The organism is Mesorhizobium sp. MC2-1-1, assembly GCF_057597255.1.
In genome coordinates this window covers 4,464,600-4,488,181 of sequence record NZ_CP195205.1, presented here as the reverse complement: position 1 = coordinate 4,488,181, position 23,582 = coordinate 4,464,600, and the positions used below count along the sequence as shown (strand labels likewise).

Sequence of the window (23,582 nt, the reverse complement as noted above, 5' to 3'; positions counted from 1 at the left end):
ACAAGCCTGAAGTATTTCCTTCTTACGCAGTTCCGGGCGGAAATCGTCGGAATTGCTCAAACCCCAGAGGAGCAAACATGTCGGGAACTCTCGTGCTCGTGCGCCACGGCCAGAGCGAATGGAATCTGAAGAACCTGTTCACCGGCTGGCGCGATGTCGGCCTGACCGAGCAGGGCACCGCGGAGGCGCTTGCCGCCGGCGAGAAGCTCAAGTCACGCGGCCTGAAGTTCGACATCGCCTACACCTCGGCCCTGCAACGGGCGCAGAAGACCTGCCAGCTGATCCTCGACGTGGTCGGCCAGGGCGAGCTCAAGACCATCCGCGACCAGGCGCTCAACGAGCGCGACTATGGCGACCTCTCCGGCCTCAACAAGGACGACGCGCGCAAGAAATGGGGCGAGGAGCAGGTGCATATCTGGCGCCGCTCCTACGACATCGCGCCGCCCGGCGGCGAAAGCCTGAAGGACACCGGCGCGCGCGTGTGGCCCTATTACCTGCACGAGGTGCAGCCGCATGTGCTGCGCGGCGAGACGGTGCTTGTGGCCGCGCACGGCAATTCGCTGCGCGCCCTGATCATGGCGCTGGACGGCAAGAGCGGCGAGGAGATCGTCAAGCTCGAGCTCGGCACCGGCGTGCCGATCGTCTACAAGCTCAACGCCGATTCCACCGTGGCGTCGAAGGACGTGCTGGAGGGGTGAGAACCAGCTTCCTTCTCCTCGTCACTATACGGGAAGAAGGTGCCGGCAGGCGGATGAGGGGCAGCTTCAGCTTCGGCGATTATCTCTCCGGGCCCGAGGCGATGCCGGAGCCCCACCTATCCAGCATCGGCGCCGGCGAAAAAAGCGCGTTGACACATATCGTTTGCCCGCTTACATGAGCGCCCACCAGCCCAGATGGCGGAATTGGTAGACGCGCACGGTTCAGGTCCGTGTTCCGCAAGGAGTGGAGGTTCGAGTCCTCTTCTGGGCACCATTTATCCCGACTGCCAACGGGGATAGCTCTTCCTAGATTTTCGACGTTCGCGATTAGCCGTAGCCTCTGAGCTTCGTCATCCTAGGCCAGAGCAGGGGCGTAGCTCCGTCGCGGAAACCCTGGGATTTATGCCGTGACGTTGAAGCGCTGCGGCGTTCTAGAATTCTGCTTCGTGGCACTATTCGGCCAATGTCACGGCATGGGTCCTCGGGTCTGCGCCGCGTCGCTTCGCTCCTTGCTCCGCCCGTGGATGACGAAGGCGTGTAAGCCGTAGCCCAACCTCCCCATCCGGCCAGTTCCCCAACAAACCGCTTCAAACCTGCCGCCCCTGGCGCTACGGTTCGCGCCATGGCCCCTTCCGTCAGCCCGACCATCGCCGCCCGCCGCGATCAGATGTTTCCCATCCTGACCGATGCGGATATCGAGCGCATGCGGCGCTTCGGCGAAGCGCGCACCTATGCCGCCGGCGATCATATCGTCACGGCGGGCACGGTTTCGCCAGGCGTGATCCTCATCTTGTCGGGCAAGGTCGCCATCACCCAGGCGGGCGGACTGGGTCAGCGCGAGCCGATCATCACCTACGGTGCCGGCAATTTCGTCGGCGAGCTCGCGCAGTTGTCGAACCGGCCATCGCTGGTCAATGCCGAGGCGAACGGACCGGTCGAGGCGATCGTGATCCCCTCGCAGCGGCTGCGCGACCTCATGGTGCAGGAGGCCAATCTCGGCGAGCGCGTCATGCGAGCGCTGATCCTGCGCCGCGTCGGACTGCTCGAAAGCGGCGCCGGCGGGCCGGTGATCATCGGCCCGCCGGGCAATGGCGACGTGCTACGGCTGGAAGGCTTCCTGCGCCGCAGCGGACTTCCCCACCGTGCTCTCGATTCCGACACCGACCCTTGCGCCAAAACGCTGATCGAGCGCTTCCATGTCGACCCACACCATCTGCCGATCGTGCTCTGCCCCAACGGCAAGCTGATGCACAATCCGGGCGAGACCGAGCTTGCCCGCTGCGTTGGCCTGCTGCGGCCGCTCGATGCGGGCAAGGTTTACGACGTGGCGATCGTCGGCGCCGGGCCGGCGGGGCTGGCCGCCGCCGTCTATGCCGCCTCCGAAGGCCTGTCGACGATCGTGCTCGACTGCCGCGCCTTCGGCGGACAGGCGGGCGCCTCGGCCCGCATCGAAAACTATCTCGGCTTCCCGACCGGCATCACCGGCATGGCGCTGATGGCGCGCGCCTACAACCAGGCGCAGAAATTCGGCGTCGAGATGGTCATCCCCGACGAGGCGAAGCTGCTCGACGACGCCCGTGACGGCGCTCGCTACCAGCTTGCCATCGGCGACGGCCAGAGCGTGCGCTCACGCGCGGTAGTGATCGCCAGCGGTGCGCGCTACCGCCGCCTCGATGTCGCCAACCTGGCGCAATTCGAGGGAACGTCGGTGCATTACTGGGCCTCGCCGATCGAGGCCAGGCTGTGCAAGGACCAGGAGGTGGCGCTGGTCGGCGCGGGCAATTCGGCCGGCCAAGCGGCCGTCTATCTGGCGAGCCAGGTGCGGAAGGTGACGCTGCTGGCGCGCCGCGACAGCCTCGACGCCACCATGTCGCGCTATCTGGTCGAGCGCATCGCGGCGCAGCCGAACATCGAGGTGCTCACCGAGACCGAGGTGGTCGCGCTGGAGGGCGGCGAAGGCAATCTCGAGACGCTGCGCTGGCGCAACCGGGCGACCGGCGAGGAGATGAGGCGCGCCATCCGCCATCTCTTCCTGTTCATCGGCGCCGACCCGAACACCGACTGGCTGGCGAATTGCAACGTGGCGCTCGACGCCAAGGGTTTCGTGCGCACCGGGCCGGACGCGGCGCCAGGACATGGGCCGATGGAGACGAGCCGAAGCGGCGTGTTCGCCATCGGCGACGTGCGCTGCGGCTCGACCAAACGGGTTGCGGCGGCAGTCGGCGAAGGCGCGCAGGTGGTCGCGGCGCTGCATGCCTATCTGGCGCAAAACGGTGAAGCGGCGAGGAGAGCGTGATGGACGAGTGCAGGCATACGAAGGACATCAGACAAGTCACCCCGAGCGCGCTGGGCTGTGAGGAATGCCTGAAAAGCGGATCCTGGTGGGTGCATCTTAGGCTCTGCCGCACCTGCGGCCATGTCGGCTGCTGCGACGACTCGCCTAACCGCCACGCGACAAAGCATTTCCACGCCACGCAGCATCCGATCATCGAAGGCTACGACCCGCCGGAAGGCTGGGCCTGGTGCTTCGTCGACGAGGTTTTCGTCGACCTCGAGGGCGATACGACGCCGCAGAACGGGCCGATCCCGAAGTTTGTTTGAAGCTACGCGTGCTCCAACGGCTTCCTGCTCGCCAATATGGTGCGTACGCGTCCAAAGGCGATCCAGTAGACGAGGCCAGCCACCGCGCCGATCACAACGGTCGACCAATCAATATGGTTTCCGCCGAAAGAATTCATCAAGTCCACCTCGGCGACAGCTGCAGCGGCCGCGCCTGCACCGGCCAATGCGTGCGGGACGGGCCCGGTCAGTCCGAAAGAGCGCAAGGAGAGGATCAGGGGAATTGCCGGGATGGCCGCAAACATTCCGATCAAAAAGGAAAAGCATACCGACGCATAGACGTACGCGACAAAGATAACGAGCCAGGCAAGAACATTGGCATCAAACCCCTTCACTTGAGTCGACGTCAACATCATGTGAACCGTGAGCAGGAAACCGGCGGCAATGCTGGCCAGCAAATAGGCGACCAGGAAGGAATGGGCGGAAAGTCGCTGATCGTCGGACCAAACGCGTTTCAAAGCTTTGCCTTCCGAGCTCGCCGGATCCTCATATCGCTTTTATCTAGTGGGAAGGGGAGTTCGCCGCCAAGTCGGCATCGACAATCATGCTTAAAGCAAACGGACCAGCGTATGCGCGCCAGACACTGCGCGACGGTGGGTACGTTACTGAACGTCTGCTCGCAGCAATCCGATTACCGCACCGAGCCCGTCACGGTCGGGTCCAAGGCGTCAGGCACGGATTTGCGCTCGGCGCCGGCGAAGATGCCGATGAGGAGAAGGCTGAGCACGACCGGAACAAACAGGATCGCGACGCGCGCCTGCACGTAGAAGATGGCGCGCCATTCGTTTCGCTTTTCGTCGTTCATCATGCTCGCTCTGTCTGCGCCTCCCCGGTACGGACATAGCGACGAAGCGTTAAACATCTCCTTCCAATTCGTTAATCGGCGACGATCCGGTGCGATCGCGCGGGCAGCGATACTCCTTTGCAACGATCCGCTGGATGCACCGGCGCTCAATTTCCGGGCGACGGGTCGAGCGCCCGTGAGCGCGAGCCGGCGTCAATGCTCGATGAAACGTCGCCCAGTCGGGCGCACCGTGGCGCAGCTGGGCGTGCCGTCCGCGCCAGTGCCGGCAACCCTTATCTCGATGATACCACCGCCATCGACCGCACGATCGAGCAGGTCTTTGCCGATGTCATGGATGTCGATCTTCATTCGTCGGGACCAGGGCGAGGACGGATCACCGGCCGATTGGCCGATGCGGATGTAAACGAACCGCCGTTCCGGACCCTCGCGGCGAACCTGATCGCCGAAAAATTTGGGCCCGGGACCGACGCGCAGCTGGAAATCGAAGGCAAGCGGCTCGCCTTCACGCGAGTATTTCGGATCAAGGGGCTGTTCGTCCTTTGCCTGAAGGCTGTGCAGCACGCCAACGACCGGTCGCTCGATCACGATACGCAAATTGACGACGGTCTGATCCGCGCGGGTCATGCGAGGCACTGCGCCAAACCGGCTATCGGCCGGCTTTCAAGGCAAACAGCCTGCCGCCGGCCGGCACGACGTCGTCGATGCCTGCAAGCCGCAGGCAATGCCAGGCCATGGCGTGGTTGGAAGAGGTGACGGGAATGCCGATGCGCCGTTCCAGCTCCGCCACCGCTTCGGCGACGCGCAGGCTGGTGCAGGAGATGAAGATCGCGTCGACGCCCGGCACTTCGGCCATGCGTTCGGCGGCCGCCTCGATCGAAGCCAGCGAGATGCGCGCCGCCTCGCGGTCGTCGCGCCGGTCGAAGGTGGCGACGGCGGCAATGTCGAGGCCGCGGCCGGTGAAATAGCGCACCAGGCCTTGGTTGATCTCCGGCGCGTAGGGCGTGAGCAGGCCGATTCCCTTGGCGCCCAACGCCTTGAAGGCGGCGAGCGCGCCGGTGACCGGCGTGGTACAGGCGACGCCTGGCCGCGCCTTCCTGATCTCGGCGAAGACAGCCTCCTCACCGAGCGTCATGGTTGCCGAGGTGCAGCCGAAGCCGACGACATCGAGCGGGATGCTGGGCAGGATGAGGTCGACGGTGGGCGCGATGCGCGGACCGATGGCGCGCAAAGTATCGGGCGTGATGTCGTTGTCGTTGAAGAGGCGCGCCTCGTAGAAGGCGACGCCCGGAATGCGCACCAGCGCGCGGAATTCATGCTCCAGCGTCTGGTCGGTGGCGAGGATCGCCAGGCCGATCGCCGCGCGCGAGGCGAGGCCGCCATCGATCTCGGATGGAAGCACGCCCAAATCGACAGGCCCCGACGATTGAGGGCGGGTGGCAGCCGCGCTGACAGACATGGCATTCCCTTTCCTGGTCGACCCCGTCCGGGGATCATGTTCTCAGTTCAAAAGTCCGTCCATCGAGATCGCCGGTTCGCGGCCGGCGATGAGATCGGCCGTAATGCGGGCCGAGCCATGCGACATGGTCCAGCCGATATGGCCGTGCCCGGTGTTGAAATAGAGATTGCGCAAACGCCGCTGGCCGAACTCGGGCAGGTTGTTGGGCGTCATTGGCCTGAGACCGGCCCACATCTCGGCGCGGTCGTAATCGGCGCCTTCGGGATAGAGTTCCTGTGTCACGCCCTTCATGAAGGTGAAATCGGCAGGCTTGTGGCTGGTGTCGTAGCCGGCGAATTCGGCGGTGGCGGTTACGCGCAGCCGGTCGCCGAAGCGCGAGACGGCGACCAGATTGTGTTCGTCGATCGCGGCGATGGTCGGCGGCGCCGGGCGGTTGCCGACTGGAATCGTCAGCGAATAGCCCTTGATCGGATAGATCGGCAGGCTGATGCCGACCGTCTTCGCGATCAGCGGGCTGTAGGAGCCGAGCGCCAGCACATAGGCATCGCCCTTGACCGCGCCCTTGTCGGTCATCACCCGCGCGACGCTGTCTCCGGACGTCTCGATGCCGCTGATGGTCGTGCCGGTGCGGATCTCGCCGCCGCGCTCGACGACCTTGGCGGCCAGCGCCCGGGTGAATTTCGCTGGGTCGCCGGTCTCGTCGGTCGGGCAATGGATGCCGCCGGCGATCTTTTCCCTGGCCGAAGCCAACGACGGATCGAGCGCGACGATGGCGTCGCGGTCGAGCACCTTGATCAGCTGGCCGTCGGATTCGAGCAGCCGCATATGCTCGACGCCTTTGTCGAGCGCCTGCTGGCTGCGGTAGAAATAGAGGATGCCGCGATCGTTGCGGTCGTAATCGATGGCCTCGTCGGCGACGACCTCGTGCAGGACCGACTGCGAATAGACGGCAAGCCGATGCTTGAGCAGTGTGTTGCGCCTGGCCTTATCCGCCGTGCATTCCATCAGGAACAGCCAGGACCAGGAATAGAGCCGGGGATCGGCCGAGAGCCTGAAGCGCAGCGCCTGGTCCTTCAGCACCAGCGATTTCAACAGGATCATCGGCGCCCTGGGCGACGACCAGACGAAGGAATGGCCGGGCGCGATCATGCCGGCATTGCCCCAGCTGGTCTCGGCGGCGACCTGAGGCTGGCGCTCGAGGATGACGACCTCGTGCCCGTCCTTCTGCAGCTGATAGGCGGTGGTGACGCCGACCACGCCGCCACCCAACACGATCACGCGCATCACGCCTCCGGGGATCGCAAAGTGAGTACACTTTAGAATGGAATTCGCGATCCGCAAGGGGCAGCCTGCGATTGGCAGATCTTCTGGCAGCCCCTTCAGTGTAAAGGGATCACGCAAGGAGGCTTTGGGCCAAGGCCTTTACGCGGCGGTGTCCGGAAAAAGCCGCGCCAGGCCGCGCGTGGCGACCTCGATGGCATGCGTGGAGCTCAGCGTGATATGTCTTTCGAGAAGGCTTGCTCCATCGGCCGCATCCCGGCGGCGCAAGGCGTCGATGATCGCGTCATGTTCGTGATAGGTGCGGTCCCGGCGCGGCGTGGACTCCAGATCGATACGTCTGAAGAAGCGGATGCGTGCGCAAAGGCCTTCGAGCGCGCCGATCATCTGCGCATTCTTCGACAGTTGTGTCAGCGCCCTATGGAAGCTTTCGTCGGCGACGGCGATCTTCGCCCATGAGCCTTCGTCCTTCAGGCTGCTGTGCCCCGTCCAGGCCACGGCCGCCGCCTCGATCTCGGCGTCGGTCGCCCGTTCGCAGGCAAGCACGAAGGCGGCTCGCTCGATCGCCGCGCGAAGTTCATAGAGATCGCGCACCGCTTCCGGCGTCAGTTCGCGGGCGAAGAAACCCTTGTTTGGCACAGCGGTGACGAAACCGTCCCGCTGCAGCCTGTTGAGGGCGGCGCGAACCGGCGTGCGGCTGAGCCCGAGTTCGGCGGCGAGCTCGACCTCGTTGATCCTTTCGCCAGGCCGGAAGCGGTAGTCGATGGCGAAATCCTTGATCCGCGCATAGACCCGCTCGACGCTGTCGGCGGCGCGCACGGCGCGCCCACGGTCCGCTGCAGGGTTCTCGTCGTCGCTGCGTTTCCTTGCCATTCCCGTCCTCATATCGGCGCCCGCCGAAAGGCAAGCGCCAATATGATACGTTCCGAAATTGCAAAGTGCACTCAGTTGCGCTCAGAGAGTCTCACCGTTTCATCGAAACGACGATTCCTGGACGGAAGGCTACGGAGAAGCCGCCGAACCGAAGCGCTCACACTGTCCTGGGATTGCTTACTGCGCCAACGCCTGATCCAAATCCGCGATGAGATCATCGCCATCCTCGATCCCGCAGGACAGCCGAACCAGCGAATCGGTAATGCCGATGGCCGCGCGCTTTTCCGCCGGGATCGAGCCGTGCGTCATCAGCGCCGGGTGCTCGATCAAGCTTTCGACGCCGCCCAGGCTTTCGGCCAGCGTGAAGAGCTGGGTCCGTTCGAGGAACCGCTTCGTTCCCGCAAGGTCGCGGTCGAGGTCGACGGAGATCATGCCGCCGAAAGCGTGCATCTGCTGGACGGCGATGGCGTGCTGCGGGTGGCTGGCGAGGCCGGGATAGATGACCCGGCGGACGTCTTTTCGCGTTTCCAGCCATTGCGCTATCTTCAGGCCGTTGGCCGAGTGGCGTTCCATCCGGAGCGCCAGTGTCTTGATGCCGCGCAGCGCGAGGAAACTGTCGAAGGGGCCGGAAATGCCGCCGATGGCGTTCTGCAGGAACTTCAATTGCGCCGCGAGGTCCTTGTTGTCGCCGACCACCGCGACCCCGCCGACCATGTCGGAATGGCCGTTCAGATATTTCGTCACCGAATGGACGACGATATCGATGCCGAGCTCCAGCGGCCGCTGGATATAGGGACTGGCAAAGGTGTTGTCGGCAACGGTGAGCAGCCCCTTGCGCCTGGCCAGCGCCGCGACCGCTTCGAGATCGACGACACGCAGCAGCGGATTGGTCGGCGTCTCGACCCAGAGCAGTTTTGTTTCCGGCCGGATCGCGGCCTCGACCGCCGTCAGATCGGTGAAGTCGGCGAAGCTGACCTGCAGGCCGGCGGAACGCTTGCGCACGCGCTCCATCAGCCGGAAGGAGCCGCCATAGATATCGTCGGTGGCGACGATGTGGGCGCCTGCGTCGAGCAGTTCCAGCACCGTGCCGATCGCCGCCAGGCCGGAGGCGAAGGCGAAGGCGGCCGAGCCGCTTTCGAGGTCGGCGACGGCGCGCTCGAAGGCGAAGCGCGTCGGGTTCTGGCTGCGGGCATATTCAAAGCCCTTGTGCACGCCGGGCGACTGCTGGCCATAGGTGGAGGTGGCGTAGATCGGCACCATCACCGCGCCGGTCAGCGGGTCATGGCTCTGGCCGCCATGGATGGCGCGGGTGGAAAAGGCCAGGCGGTTCTTGCCGTTGGAAGTCATTTTGCGCGGCGCCTCAGATGGTTGATCAGGTCGATACGGGTTATCAGGCCGACGAACTCGTCGCCATCGAAGACGATGGCGACCTCGTTGCGGTCGAAGACAGGCAAGAGCGCATCGAGCGTCTGGTTGGCCTGCAGCGTGTGCAGGTTCGACGTCATGGCGGTGCGCACCGGGGCGTTGAAGCGGTCCCAGCGGCCGTCATAGGGACCGTCGACCTTGGCCAGGATGTCGCCCTCGTCGATGATGCCGACCAGCCTGCCATCATCCAGCACCGGCAGTTGCGAGACGTCGGAACGGCGCATGCGGCCATAGGCGTTGAGCAGGCTTTCCTCAGGCCCGACGGTCACGATGTCGCCGGTGCGCGGCGAGCGCATGACAAGGTCGCGCAGGTCGCCGTGCTGTTCCTGGTCGGCAAGGCCCTGCTCGGCCAGCCAGATGTCGTCGAACACCTTCGACAGGTATTTGTTGCCGCTGTCGCAGACGAAGGTGACGACGCGCTTCGGTTCCGTCTGCTCGCGGCAATAGCGCAGCGCCGCCGACAAGAGCGTGCCCGAGGAGGAGCCGGCGAGGATGCCTTCGCGCGACAGCAGATCGCGCACCGCCAGCATGCTCTGCTTGTCGGTGATGGAATAGGCCTTCCTGACCAGCGAGAGGTCGGCGTTGGGCGGCACGAAATCCTCGCCGATGCCTTCGACCGTCCAAGAGCCCGCCTCTTCCATCTTGCCGGTCTTGATCAGCGGCGCCAGCACCGAGCCGACCGGATCGGCCAGCACCATCTCGGTCTTGGGCGAATTTTTCGCGAAGTAGCGGCCAAGCCCCGTCAGCGTGCCGCCGGAGCCGACGCCGACCACCACCGCGTCGACGTCGCCGCCGAGCTGCCAGAAGATTTCCGGGCCGGTCGTGGTCTCATGCGCCTGCGGATTGGCCGGGTTGGCGAACTGGTTGGCATAGAAGGCGCCGGGCAATTCGGCGGCGATCTTCTCGGCCATGTCCTGGTAATATTCCGGATGGCCCTTGCCGACGTCGGAGAGGGTCATGCGCACCTCGGCGCCCAAAGCGCGCAGATGCTGGATCTTTTCGCGCGACATCTTGTCGGGCACGACCAGGATGATGCGGTAGCCTTTCGGGATGCCGACCTGCGCCAGCCCGAGGCCGGTGTTGCCGGCAGTGGCCTCGACGATGGTGCCGCCACGCTTCAGCGCGCCCGACTTCTCGGCCGCCGCGATCATCGACAGCGCGATGCGGTCCTTGATCGAGCCGCCGGGATTCTGGCTTTCCAGCTTGATGAAAAGCCGGCACTTGCCGGTGTCGAATTTGGTCAGCTCGACGATCGGCGTCTGACCGATCAGCTCCAGTACCGACGCGTAAGGCGGGCGCAGCCTCGACAGATTGGTGTCCGCGCCGCCGGGCGCCGGTTGTCTCTGCTCGCTCATCTGAGACGCTCCATGGAAGCAGTTCGATGCAGGTGGTTGCGAATCTTGCGCATCCTTGGCGGATCATGATCTTTTCCAAAAACCGGTTCCCACTTTTTGGGATCATGCTCCAGCCGCCGGATGCCATTCCGGTTTCGCGGGTCGCGCGATCCGTCTTTTCCAGCCCTTTGCGTTCGGAAAGAAGATAGATCGTGCCAATCCGGCGGCGAGTGGGGGAATTGAATTCTATGGGCGAGGCCCTCACAAACCCGCCAGCGTCCAGAAATTTCTTGTCGCGGCGAGGTGAGCCTAGCGTCTCACCCCAGAAGTTGCTTGCTCAGCTTGGCGCATTGCACCCGGATATCCGGGATGGCGTCGATCTCGAAGAAGGTGCCGCGCGTCAGCGGTCCGACGGCGAGCAGCTTGGACGAAACCGTGCCGTCGGCCGCGATCAGAGCGCATTTCGCGGTGACGTCGAGCCCGAGGCGCAATGGATCGGGACGCGCCAGGCCGCGCTCGAGCAGCGAGCGCACGAGGCCGTTCGACGTCTTCGAGATATCGCGGGCGATGCCCATGCAATCATAGATGCGGGCGACATCCAGCGTCTCGATATCCTGCGTGCCGCGCGGCTGGATCTTCACGACGAAGCCGTCATTGGCATCGATGTCCACGACCCTGCCCGCGACGAGGCGGATACGGCCCGAGCGCACCGCTTCGATGACACGCGCGTAGACCTCCGGCGCCATGCGGTGGCGGTGGATGTCCCACCAGGCCTTGGTGTGCTCGACGAATTGGCGCTTGGCCGAGGACGGCCAGTTCTGCCAGATGGTCTGGTTGAACGGCCTCAGGCCGTCGACCACGTCGCGCCAATCGCCGCCGGCCTTCTGGGTCTGGCGGATCAGCTTGCGGAACCAGCCGACGAAATAGGAAAGGTCCGTGCCGAGCGGAATGTCGGCGATATCGAGCTTGATCGGGTTGCCCTTTCGGTGCGGCGAGGGCAGCAGCCCGCGCCGCGACACGGCTATGATCGCGCCGCGATGGCCGCGCTGTTCCAGCGACAGGAAAGCGTCGACCATGCTCAAGCCCGTGCCGAGCAGCAGGACCGCGGCTTGCGCGTCGAGCTCGGCGTCGGCCTCGGTCCCCATGCGGACGGCATGGCCCTGGAAGGCGCCGGGCTGTTCGTCGTGGCCGGTGGCCAGGACGGCCAGATGCGCCACGACGCTGGTGCCGTTGGCGAGCGCGACCTCGACACCCGACGAGGTCGGCGCGACCGACAGGCTCTCCTCGCGGATCAGGCGCAGGCGGCCGGTCTCGCGCTCGCGCTCCATGAGGCCGTCGAGCAAGTCCTGCAGATATCGGGCATAGAGGCTGCGCGGCGCGTAGAACGGTCCCTGGTCAGGCTTCGCCAGGCCGCGCTCCAGCACCCAGCGTGCGAAATGGGTGGCATCGTCGGCATAGGCGCTCATGCCGGAGGCATTGACGTTGAGCACATGCGCCGACAGCAGCGTCGAATAGGCCATGCCCTGGCCGAAATGCGGCCGCTTCTCGACCAGCGTGACGCGAAGGTCCGGATTGGGCGACTTCAACAGATGCGCCGCCAGCACGACGCCGCTGGCGCCGCCGCCGACAATGATGATGGAATTGGCGCGTCCAACCATGACTTCCAGCCGAAAACGTGACTTAAGCGATCAGCGCGCGGCCGTGGCCACGGGTGGGTTCGGCCGCGGTCCGCGAACGATCGCCGAATTGGTCTTCAGAAGGTCGCGCATCGTTCTCCCACTCCCAATGTTGATAAGATTACTATACTAAGCGATCCGCACACGAAACCCAGGTTCCAATTCACCTGCCCTTTGAAGCATGGATTTGCTGAAACTGGATGACGTCAGGAATTTTCATTCAGGCAAAGTCTTGGTGGAGCGCTATCCGCACCTCGTCATCCACGGGCCGAGCAAGGGGTGGGAAGGCCGCCCTGGCATATCGCGATCGCTTGGCGGCAGCCAGGCTGCCCGCCAGCAAAAAGCCCGGCGCGAGGCCGGGCTTGCATAACTTCACGTCCAGGGAGGCTTGTCAGCTCACCTGGACCTTGCTCGCCGCCGCCTGGTCCTCGGCGATGCGCTGCTGGAACATCTGCGCGAAATCGATCGGGTCGAGCATCAGCGGCGGGAAGCCGCCGTTGCGGGTTGCGTCGGAGATGATCTGGCGGGCGAAGGGGAACAACAGGCGCGGGCATTCGATGAACAGGATCGGCAGCATATGCTCCTGCGGGAAGCCCGAGATGGCGAAGACGCCGCCATAGACCAGCTCGACGTTGAACAGCACTTCCTGGTCGAAGGAGGCCTTGGCGTTCAGGGTCAGGTTGACGTCGAACTGCTTGTCCGAAAGCGGGTTGGCGTTGACGTTGACATTGATGGCGATGCCCGGAGCCTTGTCGCGGCCGCGCAGCGAGTTCGGCGCGCCGGGGCTTTCGAAGGACAGGTCCTTCACATACTGGGCAAGTACATTGAGCGAGGGCTGGTTCTGAGCGCCGTTGCCGTTGGCGGCGCCGGTCGCGGCGTCATCGTTGCTGGCCATGAGCCTTGGTCCTTTTGCCTGGGCAGCATTGCTGACCGGATTGAAATCGCGGGTTCGCTACCATGGCCGGCCGGACAAAACAAGTTTTGCCGCCTCCCGCCGGTGACAGGCCGCGAGCCTATGCGTGCCTGGCGGATTCGGAAAGCGAGACGCTGAAAACGGCGGCTTGAACCGGGTCGACTCAGTCGTTCTTCAGCCGCCGCCACGGCGAGCTGTCATCCGGCCGATTCGGATAATCGTCACGCGAATAGTCGCTGTCGTCGAGATCGATGACGGTGTCGCGCCGACGCGCCGAAAAACCGCGGCCGAAGCTGGTCGTCATGACGACCCGGCTCTTGAGCAGGCGCCAGGCGAGGTCGCGCACCGGCGGCAACAACAGAAGAATGGCCAGGATGTCGGTGATGAAGCCCGGGATGATCAGCAGGATCGCCGCGAGCACGATCATCGCGCCATGCGCGAGCTGGCGGCTGGGATCGCGCCCGGCATCCATTTCCGCGCGCACCCGCGCCATGACGCCAAAGCCCTGGTGCCGCAAAAGCAGGCTGCCGGCGACGCCGGAGAGGATGACCAGTCCGACCGTCGCCAGGGCGCCGATTTCGCGGCCGACGACCACGAAGCCGGCGATCTCCAGCAGCGGCAGCAGGAGCAGGAACAGCGGAATGAGCGAAATGCGCAAGTCTTGACCGATCGCTTTCTTGTTTTGCGGCGCTCGCGGACAATCGCCGCTGGCCTTGGCGCTCTTAGATAGGTATGGCTGCCTTTGATTTGAATGATTGCGCCTGCCGTTCTATATGCTTTGAGTGTTGAACGCTATGCGACCGCGATCCCGAGGGGTTACGCCGGTCCGGCAAGGACAGGGATCGAGTTGGCGGAAAATATGGGTTTCTTCGACTTCGGCACGATTTTCTTTTTGATAGCGGCGGTTGTGATCTTCTTCCAACTGCGCAACGTGCTTGGACGTCGCACGGGGAACGAGCGTCCCCCGTTCGATCCCTATTCGGCCAGCCGCACGCGCGACGCCGATGCGGCGCAAAAACCTGAAAATGTCGTGTCGCTGCCGCGCAAGCGCGTGCCGGGCGAGCCGACAGCCGAGACCTACGCCGACATCGACGCCTTCGCCAAGCCCGACACCGATCTCAACAAGGGCCTGCGCGCGATCAAGGACAATGATGCGTCCTTCGAGCCGAAAAGCTTCGTCGACGGCGCCAAGATGGCCTATGAGATGATCGTCATGGCCTATGCCGATGGCGACCGCAAGGCGCTGAAGAACCTCCTGTCGCGCGAAGTCTATGACGGCTTCGTCGCCGCGATCGGCGAGCGCGAGGCGAAATCGGAAAAGATCCAGTCTTCCTTCGTCGGCATCGACAAGGCCGACATCGTCGCCGCCGAGATGAAGGGCTCGGAAGCGCATATCACGCTGCGAATAGTCTCCGAGCTGATCTCAGCGACCCGCGACAAGGCCGGCGCCGTGATCGACGGCGACCCGGAGACGGTGGCCGAGGTCAAGGATGTCTGGACCTTCGCCCGCGACACCCGCTCGCGCGACCCGAACTGGAAGCTCGTCGCCACCGAAGAAGAAGATTGATCCGGAGCATGATGCCGAAAGTGTGGAGCGGTTTTCGGAAGACATCATGGTTCATCTCTTCGAATTAGAGGCGGATTCAGATTTCAGGTCGAAACGACCTGAAATCATGCGCCTCTAGGCGGCGGGGCTCGGTCGTGCCGCTCTCTCCAACATTCAGCGAAGAATCTTTCGGCGACCTTTTGGGCTGGAGCGAGGACGATCACCGCGCGGCCTTCGCTGCGTTCCGGCGCTCAGCCCTCCATGCGCAGGTAAAGCCTTACCGCACCGGTTCGCTCGGCGTCGACTTCAATGCTTTTGCGGAGGCCTATGCCGAGGCGCGCGCCGTTTCGGCTCCCGGCCGGTCCGAGGCGCGATCCTTCTTCGAACGGCATTTCGTTCCGATGCTGGTGAGGGCTGAAAATGGTTCAGGTCTCGTCACCGGCTTCTACGAACCCGAGGTCGAGGCCTCGCCGGTCAGGACGGAGCGGTTCATCGTGCCGCTGCTTGGCCGGCCCCTCGACCTGATCGACATCGACGACGACAACCGGCCGGCCGGCATGGACCCCTATTTGGCATTCGCCCGCCGGACCGATGATGGTCCTGTCGAGTATTTCGACCGTGGCGCGATTGAGCGCGGCGCGCTGTCCGGCCGGAACCTCGAAATCGCGTGGCTCGCCGAGAAGGTCGACGCCTTCTTCATCCATGTGCAGGGCGCGGCGCGGCTGAAGATGACCGACGGCCGACTTGCCCGCGTCACCTATGCCGCGAAATCGGGCCAGCGTTTCACCGGTCCCGGCAAGATCCTGAGCGAACTCGGCGAGATCCCGCTGGAGAAGGTGACGATGCAGTCGATCCGCGCCTGGTTCAAGGCGCATCCGGACCGGATCGACGAGATCCTCTGGCAAAATCGCTCCTATATCTTCTTCCGCGAAGCCGCGGTCGACGATGCGGCGCTTGGGCCCATCGCCGCCGCCAAGGTGCCGCTGACGCCAGGCCGCTCGGTGGCGGTCGACCGCCTGCTCCACACGTTCGGCACACCTTTCTACGTCGATGCGCCGACACTCACCGCCTTCGACCAGAAACCGTTCCGGCGGCTGATGATCGCGCAGGACACCGGCTCGGCCATCACTGGCCCCGCCCGGGGCGATCTCTTCGCCGGCTCCGGCGACGCGGCCGGCGAGATCGCCGGCGTGGTCCGTAACGCCGCCGATTTCCATGCCCTGGTGCCGCGCGCCTTGATCGATGGAGAGCGCCGGTGAGCCGCCGCGACGATCATCTGAGCGACGACGACCGCATCCTGTGGAACCTGGTGGCGCGTTCGGCCCGCCCCTTGAAAGGCAAAACCGCCGTCGAGATCCCCGACGTCATCGAGCCCAAGCCGACGCCCGCGCCGGCTCCGGTCAACGGTGTTGTGGCCGTCGCCGCAAAACCGAAGGCGCCGCATGTCTCACATGCGCTTGACGACCAGACGTTGCAGAAATTGAAGAAGGGCCGGCTGCCGATCGAGGGCCGGGTCGACCTGCACGGCATGACGCAGGACGAGGCCTATTCGCTGCTGCTCACCTTCCTGAATCGGGCGCATGCCGGCGGCATCCGCTATGTGCTGATCATCACCGGCAAGGGCTCGTCGTCCGGCGGCGACGGCATCCTGCGCCGCGCCGTGCCGGCCTGGCTGTCGACGCCTGCCTTCCGGCACCTGGTGTCCAGCCACGATCACGCGGCGCGCAACCACGGCGGCTCGGGCGCGCTCTATGTGCGGCTGCGGCGGACGCGCCCATGAGGACGCCCCATTGACCCCGTTCGGCGAGAAGCTCAGGGCGCTGCGTGCCGAGCGCGGCGTCAGCCAGAAGGCGATGGCCTCGGCCATCGGCGTCAGCGCCGCCTATCTGTCGGCGCTCGAGCACGGACGCCGCGGTGCGCCGACCTGGACGCTGATCCAGAAGATCATCGGCTATTTCAACATCATCTGGGACGATGCGGAGGATCTCGCCCGCCTTGCCGAAAGCTCGCATCCGAGGGTCAGGATCGACACATCAGGTCTGTCGCCGGCGGCGACCGAGCTTGCCAATCTCCTGGCCGAGAGCATCGAGAAGCTGGACGAGGCGGAACTGCGGAAAATCACCGCGGCGGTCCGGGTTGCGCTAAAGGGATAGTCTGGCCCCAAAAACAGCTTGTCGAAGCCGTTCCTGTACCTTCGTCATCCACGAGCGAAATGGATGCGGGGACCCCAGGGTCCATCCCGTGACCTCGCGCGAAAGGCAAACGCGGCGCAGAACGGAGTTCGTTCTGCGCCGCGATGGCGCCCATAGGTGATGGAACGGAAGCCGCGAGGGCCGAGCTCTTGCATGCCACGCCGCGGGCAGCCTTCGCGCGCTCTTACTCTTGAGATCAGGGCTTGCCGGCGCCGTTGGTGCTGCCGGGGCTGCCGCGGCCGCCATTGCCGTCATGGTCGCGGCCACCATTGCCGCCGCCAAGGCAGTCCGCGGAGCCGGCGCTGCAGCAGCGGCCGCTCCACAGGTCATTGAGGTTGGTCGCCGCGCAGCTTTTGACGGTCTGGTCCGCCAGGGCCGATCCGGTCAGGGCCGATACCGCGACGGCGGCCAGCAGGGTGTTTCGCAGGAAAGCAGTCATTTGAGTTCTCCATGGTTTGGTTTGTCATCCACGGCTGTGTGTCGCCGGGCGGACGAAAACGGTTCATGGAGTTGTGCAGAAAATTTTCGGAGGCCCCCTCGCCTCATAATTCAGGGGCTGGGCGGGAGCGGATCCACGCCATGGCCGTCACTAAGTATATAGGCGAGCGCAACGCTCGACTGCCGGGCAGTGCCTGGACGAACTGAAGAGATCCTATGGTTTGCGCGCGTAGCTTCGCTCCCCGCTGGGCCATAGTATGACGAAGGCAGAGTAAGCCGGAGCTGTTGCCTACTGCACCGAACCGACCAGCACGGCCTGGCCGTCGCGGATCGAGACCCAGCGGCCGGTGTTGTCGATCGCCTGCCGCTTGAGGAAACGATAGCCGGTCTCGTCCCAGGACTTGACCTTGTCCGTCAGGTTGTCGAGGACATAGTCGCCCTTGTCGGTGCGCACCGTCAGCACCGAATGGCCCTCGCCGTCCGGCTTGCGCACGACGGTGATCAGAAGATCGGCCAGCGACATGCCCATGCGATAAAGCTGGCGGCGCTTTTCCAGCACATAGTCCTCGCAGTCGCCATAACCGTCATCCGGATAGGCCCAGACCTCTTCCTTGCCATAGTGATCGAGATCGCTCAACGGCTTGACGGCGGCATTCACCTTGGCGCTTACGCTGACCAGCCTGCGCCAGAGGCTGTCCGTCATCTTTGCAGGCTCGAGATCGACAGGGCGGATGTTGCATTCGTTCGGGCGCGCCTTGCAGAAATCATAGTGCCCGATCGGCTGCGAGGTCAGGCCGCCGGTGGTCATCGCGCCGGCCGCCCAGGCGGGCACCGCCCAGTGGGCCGAAATCGCCAGCCCTGCGACCGAACACAAACGCAGAATCCGCGCTATCGCTGAGGAAGTCATTGTCCCCGCCGCCCTGTTCTTTATTAACGAAACGTTAAAGGCGATTTACAGTCCGTGTCAATTAGGGACGACGGCCAGTTTGGCGGCATGGTTACCCGGGGTATCCCGTAGCGGCACTTTAGCAACAGAGGCGCGGCCACAGCGCAAACGGCCGCCGCGAGGCGGCGGAGTGGAAGTCCTTTCCGGGGCGGTTCGTGGCGTTCAGCTCTTGGCGGAACGGACCAGCCTCGGTTTCACCGCCACCCGGTGCGGGCGGCCATAGCTGGAAATGAAATCGACGATCCGCGGCACGATTTCCGAGCGGAAGCGCGAGCCGTTGAAGACTCCATAGTGACCGACGGCCGGCTGCATGTAGTGCGCGCGCCTTTCGTCGGGGATGTTGGTGCAAAGGTCGTGCGCGGCCTGGGTCTGGCCGAGGCCGGAAATGTCGTCGTTCTCGCCCTCGACCGTCAGCAGGGCGACATTGCGGATCGCCGTCGGGTCGACCGGCTCGCCGCGATGTGTCATCTCGCCCTTCGGCAAGGCGTGGCGCACGAACACGGTGTCGACCGTCTGCAGGTAGAACTCCGCCGTCAGGTCCATCACCGCCAGATACTCGTCATAAAAGTCGCGGTGCTTTTCGGCGCCGTCGCCGTCATTCTTCACAAGGTGCATGAAGAAGTCCTTGTGCGCGATGATGTGGCGGTCGAGATTCATGCTCATGAAGCCCGAAAGCTGCAGGAAACCCGGATAGACCGCGCGGCCGAAGCCAGGCACCGGCCAGGGCGCCTGCATGATGACATTGTCCCTGAACCAGTCGATGCCCTTTTCCTTGGCCAGAAGATTGACCGCGGTCGGATTGCGGCGCGTGTCGACCGGGCCGCCCATCAGCGTCATGGTGGAGGGCACGAAGGGATCGCCGCGCTTCTCCATCAGCGCCACCGCGGCCAGTACCGGCACGGAGGGCTGGCACACGGCCATCACATGCGAGTCGGGGCCGAGCGCATGGAACATCTCGACGACATAATCGATATAGTCGTCGAGATCGAAGCTGCCTTGCGTCACCGGCACCATCCGGGCGTCGACCCAGTCGGTGATGTAGACATCGGCGTGAGGAAGCAGCGCCTCCACCGTGCCGCGCAGCAGCGTGGCGTAATGGCCAGACATCGGCGCCACGATCAGAAGCTTCGGGTCGGCCTTGCGATTGGCGGGCAGCGCGCGCTCGAAGCGGACGAGATTGCAGAATGGCTTCGACCAGACCGTCCTTTCGGTGACGCCGACGGTCTTCCAGTCGAGCACGGTTTTGTCCAGGCCGAATTGCGGCTTGCCGTAGCGGCGGGTGGTGCGCTCGAAAAGTTCGGCCGTCGCGGCGACAGAGCGGCCGAAGGGCGTGTGAGAGAACGGATTGAGCGGGTTGGAATAGAACAGCCGCACCGCGTCGGCGTAGACACGGGCCGGCTGAAGCGCCGCATGGTTCAATTCATAGAGCTGGTAGAACATCGGGAACCCCGCTGCCGTCCGACGACCAAAGGGACGACGAACAGCGCCGAGCCTTGAATGTCACGCGCGGAGGTTAACAACATATTGTTGCGATGCAATACGTCACGTCGCGTGAAGAATGCATCTTTGGTGCAAGTCGTTGGGAACCGGCCGAGAACGGAGGAGCCGGCTTAATGTGCGCTGCCGAAATGTGAAGGCTATGTGTCCGACCCCGATTGCCGGATGCCGGCCATGATCCCGGACCCTCGGGCCGCGCTGGATCATGGTCGGGCAATGGGGGGTTCAGACGCGCGCCATGCAGACGGCGGTATGGCCCGAACCGATGAAACCCAGCTGGCTGGCGGCGCCGCGGGAGAGATCGAGCATGCGTCCCTTCACGAATGGGCCGCGATCGTTGATACGCACAATGACGCTTCTGCCATTGTCCTTGTTGGTGACCTTGAGCTTGGTGCCGAAGGGCAAGGAGCGATGGGCAGCAGTCATTGCCGAGGGGTTCATGCGTTCCCCTGAGGCGGTTCTGGAATGCAGCGCATACCAGGAAGCGCGGCCGCACTGCGCGGCGGCGGAAGAGGCGGAGGAGGCGCCAGCCATCAGGCCAGCCGCGATCGTTACCGCGACAAGCGCGGTCTGGTTGGTTTTCTTCATGCTTTGGGGGTTGCTCCGTTACAGACAGGCCCCGCGATATGTGCCGAATGGGGCAGCAAATGCGGCAGCGATCTGGCGGTTCCATGGCGGCGGCACACGTTTGGAGTCGCCGCGAAACAGTTTGTCATGATATTGCCGGAGCCAGGAAGGCGTATCCTTCATGAATATCGGACCGATGTTCGCGATTTACCGGCCAGCATCGGTCCTTGTAATTCAAGTACAGAGGAGCCGGACTGGTCCGATTCCTTGGTGTGTTTTTGCGTGCTCCTATTGCCGTTCAGGATCGACTTTCGGGGATGGTCTAGCTGATGCGATTGATCAGTTTTGTGCTGGCGTTGATTGTGCTGGGGCTGGGTGCGCTGTGGTCGCTGCAGGGCCTCGGCCTTGTCAGTGGCAGCTTCATGACCGGCCAGACGCGATGGCTCTATATCGGCCTCATCACCATGCTTGTCGGCGTGGTGTGGCTGAGCTGGGCAATCCGCTCGCGCATCTGAGCTGCACTGCCGGCTATCAGCGGCGTCCGGCGCCGCGCGCGGTCATGCCCGGCTGAACAGATGATCCAGGATGGTGCCCTCGATATGGGCAAGCTCCGCCGCGCCATGCCGGCGGGGTCTGGCCACCGGCACGTCGAGATCGAGGGCGATCCGGCCGGCGCTGATCACGACGACGCGGTCGGCCAGCGCCACGGCTTCGCCGACATCATGCGTCACCAGCACGGCGGTGAACTTCTGGTCGAGCCATATCCGTTCCAGAAGCTGCTGCATCTCGATCCTGGTCAATGCGTCCAACGCGCCGAGCGGCTCGTCCAGCGCCAGGATCCGTGGGTGACCGACCAGGGCGCGGGCAAGCGCGACACGCTGCTTCTGACCGCCGGACAGGACCGACGACCACTCGTCGGCGCGATCGGCGAGTCCGACCTCGTCCAGCATTGCAAGCGCCCTCTGCCTGGCCTCGGCACCGCCGACGATGCCGGTCAGGCCGATCTCGACATTGCGCGCCACGCTCATCCACGGCAAAAGCCGCGGCTCCTGGAACATGAACCGCGTACGGTCGTGGCCTTCCTCACCTGGGAAGGTCAGGGAACCGCTGCTGGGGCGGTCGAGCCCGGCGAGCAGCCGAAGCAGCGTGCTCTTGCCGCAGCCGCTCTTGCCGATGACGGCCAGGAACTGGCCGGCGCGCACCTCAAGATCGATGCCGGCAAGCACGGTCTTGTCGCCGAAACGTTTCCCCACATCCTTGAAGGCGAAGGCCCGCCGGCCCTCGACCGAGCCGATCGTGCGGGCTTGCGCCGGCGTGGAGACGAGGGAGCGTGTGGCGGTGAGAGTGGCGGCTGGCATCTTTGTTCTCACCCTTTCTGGAAGGCCGGATGCCAGCCGAGCGACAGACGCTCGAGCAAGCGGGCCAGGCTGTCGGCAAGCTTGCCGAGCAGCGCGTAGATCAGGATCGACAGCACCACCACATCGATCAGCAGGAACTCGCGCGCCTGCATGGCCATGTAGCCGAGGCCGGAACTGGCCGAGATCGTCTCGGCGACGATCAGCGTCAGCCACATGATGCCCAGCGCATAGCGCAGGCCGACGAAGACGGACGGCAGCGCGCCGGGCAGGATCACCCGGAAGAACAAAGCGCGCCGCTCGAGCCCATAGACCCGGCCCATCTCGACCAGCTGCGGATCGACACCCTGGATGCCGAGCAACGTGTTGACGTAGATCGGGAAGAAGACGCCGAGCGCCACCAGGAAGAGTTTTGCTTCCTCGTCGATGCCGAACCACAGGATGACCAGCGGGATGAGCGCCAGGTGCGGGATGTTGCGGATCATCTGCAGCGTCGTGTCGGTCAGCCCGCGGCTCAGCGCCGACAATCCGTTGGCGAGACCGAGCGCGAAACCGATCGAGCCGCCGATGACAAAGCCCGACAGCGCGCGCAGGGTGGAGACGCCGATGTTGCGGATCAGCTCGCCTGAAAGCGTCAGCCGCCAGAAGGCAACGGCCACCGCGCTCGGCGCCGGCAGCACATTGGCCGGGATCAAGCCGGCGCGCGAGGCGGCTTCCCAGCCGGCGATGATTGCCGCCGGCAACAGCCAGCCGGCCGTGCCGTTGCGGACAAGGCGCGCCGACAGGCTCACGACGAAGCCTGCAGCCGGTCGGCGCCGTGGAAGCCGACCGAGAACTCGTTGGCGATATCCTTGTGCGCCCGCCGCCGCTGAGTGCCCAGCCCGAGCCGCGGGAACAGGAGCTCGGCGACGCGGTAGGCCTCCTCGAGATGCGGGTAGCCGGAGCCGATGAGGGTGTCGATGCCGATCGCCTGGTATTCGCGGATACGCTCGGCGATCTGCTCGGGCGTGCCGACCAGCGCCGTGCCGGCGCCGCCGCGCACCAGCCCGACGCCGGCCCAAAGGTTCGGCGAGACGACGAGCCGGTCGCGCCGGCCGCCATGCAGTTCGGCCATGCGCCGCTGGCCGACCGAATCCATCTCCTTGAGGAACCGCGCCTGGGCGTTTTCGATCTGCGCGTCGGTGACATGGCTGATCAGCCGCTCGGCGGCGCGCCAGGCCTCGTCCTCCGTCTCACGCACGATGAAATGCAGCCTGATGCCGAAACGCAGCTTGCGGCCGCGCCGCGCCGCCTTTTCGCGCGCCGAGGCGATCTTGCCTGCAACCTGCGCCGGCGGTTCGCCCCAGGTGAGGTACATGTCGACGAGGTCGGCCGCGAGCTCCTGCCCGGCGTCGGAAGAGCCGCCGAAATAGAGCGGCGGCCGCTCCTGCAGCGGCAACAGGTCGAGGCGGCCGTTCTCGACGCGATAATATCTGCCGTCGAAATTCACCCGTTCGCCGGACACCAGACCGCGCCAGATGGTGAGGAATTCATGGGCCTGCGCATAACGCTCGTCATGCGGCAGGAACACGCCGTCGCCGGCAAGCTCGGTCGGGTTGCCGCCGACCACGACATTGAGCAGCAGACGGCCGTTGCTCAACCGGTCGAGCGCCGCGGTCTGGCGTGCCGCGAAGGTCGGCAGCGTCACGCCGGGCCTCAGCGCAACCAGGAACTTCAGCCTTTCGGTCACCGCCGCCAGGCCGGTGGCGGTGATCCAGGAATCCTCGCAGTTCTGCCCGGTGGGCAGGAGCACGCCAGGGAAACCCAGCCGGTCTACCGCCTGGGCGATCTCCTTGAAGTAACCGAACTCGGGCGGACGCTGCTGCTTCTCGGTGCCGAGATAGGATCCGTCGCCATGCGTCGGAATGAACCAGAAGAAATCGAGCGGGCTGGCTGAAGCGGTCATGGCCGATATCCGGGGAAGA

At 64.7% G+C, this 23,582-nt stretch carries 27 protein-coding genes and 1 tRNA gene; 10 read left to right on the top strand and 18 right to left on the bottom strand.

Going from position 1 to position 23,582, the window contains the following annotated elements; translation table 11 throughout:
- Positions 1 to 77: 77 nt before the first annotated feature.
- The 4 genes from ACR64R_RS22245 to ACR64R_RS22230 all read left to right on the top strand — a co-directional run bounded on the left by ACR64R_RS22245 (position 78) and on the right by ACR64R_RS22230 (position 3,299).
- A complete protein-coding gene (locus tag ACR64R_RS22245) occupies positions 78 to 698 on the top strand; it encodes a 2,3-bisphosphoglycerate-dependent phosphoglycerate mutase (RefSeq protein WP_487358417.1) in 621 nt (206 codons plus the stop codon).
- A gap of 189 nt (positions 699 to 887) precedes the next feature.
- Positions 888 to 972 (top strand) — tRNA-Leu (locus tag ACR64R_RS22240).
- 348 nt (positions 973 to 1,320) lie between these two features.
- On the top strand, positions 1,321 to 2,994 hold the full coding sequence (locus tag ACR64R_RS22235) for an FAD-dependent oxidoreductase (RefSeq protein WP_487358416.1): 1,674 nt from the start codon (positions 1,321 to 1,323) through the stop codon (positions 2,992 to 2,994).
- The gene (locus ACR64R_RS22230) at positions 2,994 to 3,299 is read left to right on the top strand and encodes a UBP-type zinc finger domain-containing protein (RefSeq protein ID WP_487358415.1); all 306 of its coding nucleotides are present in this window, start codon (positions 2,994 to 2,996) and stop codon (positions 3,297 to 3,299) included. Before ACR64R_RS22235 ends, ACR64R_RS22230 begins: the two co-directional genes overlap by 1 nt.
- Positions 3,300 to 3,301: 2 nt before the next feature.
- On the opposite strand, the gene ACR64R_RS22225 is transcribed toward ACR64R_RS22230, so the two are convergent.
- From ACR64R_RS22225 to ACR64R_RS22185, 9 genes are all read right to left on the bottom strand, one after another.
- On the bottom strand, positions 3,302 to 3,775 hold the full coding sequence (locus ACR64R_RS22225; protein WP_487358414.1) for a hypothetical protein: 474 nt from the start codon (positions 3,773 to 3,775) through the stop codon (positions 3,302 to 3,304).
- A gap of 173 nt (positions 3,776 to 3,948) precedes the next feature.
- Positions 3,949 to 4,125 (bottom strand): hypothetical protein, encoded by a 177-nt coding sequence (locus ACR64R_RS22220; protein WP_487358413.1) that lies wholly within the window; start codon positions 4,123 to 4,125, stop codon positions 3,949 to 3,951.
- Positions 4,126 to 4,314: 189 nt separating this feature from the next.
- Positions 4,315 to 4,746: a DUF5990 family protein gene (locus ACR64R_RS22215; protein WP_487358412.1), complete on the bottom strand. Its 432-nt coding sequence runs from the start codon at positions 4,744 to 4,746 to the stop codon at positions 4,315 to 4,317.
- 22 nt (positions 4,747 to 4,768) lie between these two features.
- Positions 4,769 to 5,578, bottom strand: coding sequence for a maleate cis-trans isomerase family protein (locus ACR64R_RS22210; RefSeq protein ID WP_487358411.1), 810 nt, complete (start codon positions 5,576 to 5,578; stop codon positions 4,769 to 4,771).
- A 42-nt stretch (positions 5,579 to 5,620) separates the two neighbouring features.
- Complete coding sequence (locus ACR64R_RS22205; protein WP_487358410.1) at positions 5,621 to 6,862, bottom strand: D-amino acid dehydrogenase; 1,242 nt, start codon at positions 6,860 to 6,862, stop codon at positions 5,621 to 5,623.
- Between the two features lie 138 nt (positions 6,863 to 7,000).
- Positions 7,001 to 7,729: a GntR family transcriptional regulator gene (locus ACR64R_RS22200; RefSeq protein WP_487358409.1), complete on the bottom strand. Its 729-nt coding sequence runs from the start codon at positions 7,727 to 7,729 to the stop codon at positions 7,001 to 7,003.
- Positions 7,730 to 7,906: 177 nt separating this feature from the next.
- Positions 7,907 to 9,076, bottom strand: a complete 1,170-nt coding sequence (locus ACR64R_RS22195; protein WP_487358408.1) for a trans-sulfuration enzyme family protein — start codon at positions 9,074 to 9,076, stop codon at positions 7,907 to 7,909.
- A complete protein-coding gene (locus ACR64R_RS22190) occupies positions 9,073 to 10,509 on the bottom strand; it encodes a pyridoxal-phosphate dependent enzyme (protein WP_487358407.1) in 1,437 nt (478 codons plus the stop codon). Before ACR64R_RS22190 ends, ACR64R_RS22195 begins: the two co-directional genes overlap by 4 nt.
- A gap of 296 nt (positions 10,510 to 10,805) precedes the next feature.
- The gene (locus tag ACR64R_RS22185) at positions 10,806 to 12,146 is read right to left on the bottom strand and encodes an FAD/NAD(P)-binding protein (protein ID WP_487358406.1); all 1,341 of its coding nucleotides are present in this window, start codon (positions 12,144 to 12,146) and stop codon (positions 10,806 to 10,808) included.
- Positions 12,147 to 12,345: 199 nt separating this feature from the next.
- Here ACR64R_RS22185 and ACR64R_RS22180 point away from each other — a divergent pair, with 199 nt between their 5' ends.
- Complete coding sequence (locus ACR64R_RS22180; protein ID WP_487358405.1) at positions 12,346 to 12,534, top strand: hypothetical protein; 189 nt, start codon at positions 12,346 to 12,348, stop codon at positions 12,532 to 12,534.
- 21 nt (positions 12,535 to 12,555) lie between these two features.
- Here the strand turns inward: ACR64R_RS22180 and secB are convergent, their stop codons facing one another.
- Together secB and ACR64R_RS22170 are read right to left on the bottom strand one after the other, a co-directional pair.
- Entirely contained in the window at positions 12,556 to 13,059 is a 504-nt protein-coding gene (gene secB / locus ACR64R_RS22175; protein ID WP_487358404.1) for a protein-export chaperone SecB, read from the bottom strand.
- 181 nt (positions 13,060 to 13,240) lie between these two features.
- Positions 13,241 to 13,735 carry an FxsA family protein gene (locus ACR64R_RS22170; protein ID WP_487358403.1) on the bottom strand — a complete coding sequence of 165 codons (495 nt, stop codon included), beginning with the start codon at positions 13,733 to 13,735 and terminating at the stop codon, positions 13,241 to 13,243.
- Between the two features lie 201 nt (positions 13,736 to 13,936).
- Here ACR64R_RS22170 and ACR64R_RS22165 point away from each other — a divergent pair, with 201 nt between their 5' ends.
- The 4 genes from ACR64R_RS22165 (at position 13,937) to ACR64R_RS22150 (ending at position 16,776) form a co-directional block, all read left to right on the top strand.
- The gene (locus ACR64R_RS22165) at positions 13,937 to 14,644 is read left to right on the top strand and encodes a Tim44/TimA family putative adaptor protein (RefSeq protein ID WP_487358402.1); all 708 of its coding nucleotides are present in this window, start codon (positions 13,937 to 13,939) and stop codon (positions 14,642 to 14,644) included.
- 134 nt (positions 14,645 to 14,778) lie between these two features.
- On the top strand, positions 14,779 to 15,882 hold the full coding sequence (mltA, locus tag ACR64R_RS22160) for a murein transglycosylase A (RefSeq protein WP_487358401.1): 1,104 nt from the start codon (positions 14,779 to 14,781) through the stop codon (positions 15,880 to 15,882).
- The gene (locus ACR64R_RS22155; RefSeq protein ID WP_487358400.1) at positions 15,879 to 16,403 is read left to right on the top strand and encodes a Smr/MutS family protein; all 525 of its coding nucleotides are present in this window, start codon (positions 15,879 to 15,881) and stop codon (positions 16,401 to 16,403) included. Before mltA ends, ACR64R_RS22155 begins: the two co-directional genes overlap by 4 nt.
- A 10-nt stretch (positions 16,404 to 16,413) precedes the next feature.
- Positions 16,414 to 16,776, top strand: coding sequence for a helix-turn-helix domain-containing protein (locus ACR64R_RS22150; RefSeq protein ID WP_487358399.1), 363 nt, complete (start codon positions 16,414 to 16,416; stop codon positions 16,774 to 16,776).
- Positions 16,777 to 17,011: 235 nt separating this feature from the next.
- Here ACR64R_RS22150 and ACR64R_RS22145 read toward each other — a convergent pair whose 3' ends face one another.
- From ACR64R_RS22145 to ACR64R_RS22130, 4 genes are all read right to left on the bottom strand, one after another.
- Complete coding sequence (locus tag ACR64R_RS22145; protein WP_487358398.1) at positions 17,012 to 17,254, bottom strand: hypothetical protein; 243 nt, start codon at positions 17,252 to 17,254, stop codon at positions 17,012 to 17,014.
- Between the two features lie 288 nt (positions 17,255 to 17,542).
- Entirely contained in the window at positions 17,543 to 18,160 is a 618-nt protein-coding gene (locus ACR64R_RS22140) for a transglutaminase-like cysteine peptidase (RefSeq protein WP_487358397.1), read from the bottom strand.
- Positions 18,161 to 18,361: 201 nt separating this feature from the next.
- On the bottom strand, positions 18,362 to 19,639 hold the full coding sequence (locus ACR64R_RS22135) for a polyhydroxyalkanoate depolymerase (RefSeq protein WP_487358396.1): 1,278 nt from the start codon (positions 19,637 to 19,639) through the stop codon (positions 18,362 to 18,364).
- Positions 19,640 to 19,921: 282 nt separating this feature from the next.
- Positions 19,922 to 20,284, bottom strand: a complete 363-nt coding sequence (locus ACR64R_RS22130) for a septal ring lytic transglycosylase RlpA family protein (RefSeq protein WP_487358395.1) — start codon at positions 20,282 to 20,284, stop codon at positions 19,922 to 19,924.
- Between the two features lie 308 nt (positions 20,285 to 20,592).
- Here ACR64R_RS22130 and ACR64R_RS22125 point away from each other — a divergent pair, with 308 nt between their 5' ends.
- Positions 20,593 to 20,778, top strand: a complete 186-nt coding sequence (locus ACR64R_RS22125) for a hypothetical protein (protein WP_487358394.1) — start codon at positions 20,593 to 20,595, stop codon at positions 20,776 to 20,778.
- 42 nt (positions 20,779 to 20,820) lie between these two features.
- On the opposite strand, the gene ACR64R_RS22120 is transcribed toward ACR64R_RS22125, so the two are convergent.
- From ACR64R_RS22120 to ssuD, 3 genes are read right to left on the bottom strand one after another with little or no spacing between them, the layout of a single operon-like run.
- On the bottom strand, positions 20,821 to 21,621 hold the full coding sequence (locus ACR64R_RS22120) for an ABC transporter ATP-binding protein (RefSeq protein WP_487358393.1): 801 nt from the start codon (positions 21,619 to 21,621) through the stop codon (positions 20,821 to 20,823).
- A gap of 8 nt (positions 21,622 to 21,629) precedes the next feature.
- Positions 21,630 to 22,409, bottom strand: a complete 780-nt coding sequence (locus ACR64R_RS22115) for an ABC transporter permease subunit (RefSeq protein WP_487358392.1) — start codon at positions 22,407 to 22,409, stop codon at positions 21,630 to 21,632.
- Positions 22,406 to 23,563 (bottom strand): FMNH2-dependent alkanesulfonate monooxygenase, encoded by a 1,158-nt coding sequence (gene ssuD, locus ACR64R_RS22110; RefSeq protein ID WP_487358391.1) that lies wholly within the window; start codon positions 23,561 to 23,563, stop codon positions 22,406 to 22,408. The genes ACR64R_RS22115 and ssuD overlap by 4 nt, the downstream gene beginning before the upstream one ends.
- Positions 23,564 to 23,582 lie beyond the last annotated feature (19 nt).

What these genes read in the sequence shown, in the direction of transcription:
- ACR64R_RS22245 (WP_487358417.1), top strand. Translation starts at nt 78, where the DNA reads ATGTCGGGAACTCTCGTGCTCGTGCGCCACGGCCAGAGCGAATGGAAT.
- ACR64R_RS22200 (WP_487358409.1), bottom strand. Translation starts at nt 7,729, where the DNA reads ATGGCAAGGAAACGCAGCGACGACGAGAACCCTGCAGCGGACCGTGGG.
- ACR64R_RS22215 (WP_487358412.1), bottom strand. Translation starts at nt 4,746, where the DNA reads ATGACCCGCGCGGATCAGACCGTCGTCAATTTGCGTATCGTGATCGAG.
- ACR64R_RS22165 (WP_487358402.1), top strand. Translation starts at nt 13,937, where the DNA reads ATGGGTTTCTTCGACTTCGGCACGATTTTCTTTTTGATAGCGGCGGTT.
- ACR64R_RS22130 (WP_487358395.1), bottom strand. Translation starts at nt 20,284, where the DNA reads ATGAAGAAAACCAACCAGACCGCGCTTGTCGCGGTAACGATCGCGGCT.
- ACR64R_RS22185 (WP_487358406.1), bottom strand. Translation starts at nt 12,146, where the DNA reads ATGGTTGGACGCGCCAATTCCATCATCATTGTCGGCGGCGGCGCCAGC.
- ACR64R_RS22145 (WP_487358398.1), bottom strand. Translation starts at nt 17,254, where the DNA reads ATGACTGCTTTCCTGCGAAACACCCTGCTGGCCGCCGTCGCGGTATCG.
- ACR64R_RS22190 (WP_487358407.1), bottom strand. Translation starts at nt 10,509, where the DNA reads ATGAGCGAGCAGAGACAACCGGCGCCCGGCGGCGCGGACACCAATCTG.
- ACR64R_RS22195 (WP_487358408.1), bottom strand. Translation starts at nt 9,076, where the DNA reads ATGACTTCCAACGGCAAGAACCGCCTGGCCTTTTCCACCCGCGCCATC.
- ACR64R_RS22230 (WP_487358415.1), top strand. Translation starts at nt 2,994, where the DNA reads ATGGACGAGTGCAGGCATACGAAGGACATCAGACAAGTCACCCCGAGC.
- secB (WP_487358404.1), bottom strand. Translation starts at nt 13,059, where the DNA reads ATGGCCAGCAACGATGACGCCGCGACCGGCGCCGCCAACGGCAACGGC.
- ACR64R_RS22180 (WP_487358405.1), top strand. Translation starts at nt 12,346, where the DNA reads ATGGATTTGCTGAAACTGGATGACGTCAGGAATTTTCATTCAGGCAAA.
- ACR64R_RS22210 (WP_487358411.1), bottom strand. Translation starts at nt 5,578, where the DNA reads ATGTCTGTCAGCGCGGCTGCCACCCGCCCTCAATCGTCGGGGCCTGTC.
- ACR64R_RS22220 (WP_487358413.1), bottom strand. Translation starts at nt 4,125, where the DNA reads ATGATGAACGACGAAAAGCGAAACGAATGGCGCGCCATCTTCTACGTG.
- ssuD (WP_487358391.1), bottom strand. Translation starts at nt 23,563, where the DNA reads ATGACCGCTTCAGCCAGCCCGCTCGATTTCTTCTGGTTCATTCCGACG.
- ACR64R_RS22120 (WP_487358393.1), bottom strand. Translation starts at nt 21,621, where the DNA reads ATGCCAGCCGCCACTCTCACCGCCACACGCTCCCTCGTCTCCACGCCG.
- ACR64R_RS22125 (WP_487358394.1), top strand. Translation starts at nt 20,593, where the DNA reads ATGCGATTGATCAGTTTTGTGCTGGCGTTGATTGTGCTGGGGCTGGGT.
- ACR64R_RS22135 (WP_487358396.1), bottom strand. Translation starts at nt 19,639, where the DNA reads ATGTTCTACCAGCTCTATGAATTGAACCATGCGGCGCTTCAGCCGGCC.
- ACR64R_RS22235 (WP_487358416.1), top strand. Translation starts at nt 1,321, where the DNA reads ATGGCCCCTTCCGTCAGCCCGACCATCGCCGCCCGCCGCGATCAGATG.
- ACR64R_RS22205 (WP_487358410.1), bottom strand. Translation starts at nt 6,862, where the DNA reads ATGCGCGTGATCGTGTTGGGTGGCGGCGTGGTCGGCGTCACCACCGCC.
- ACR64R_RS22140 (WP_487358397.1), bottom strand. Translation starts at nt 18,160, where the DNA reads ATGACTTCCTCAGCGATAGCGCGGATTCTGCGTTTGTGTTCGGTCGCA.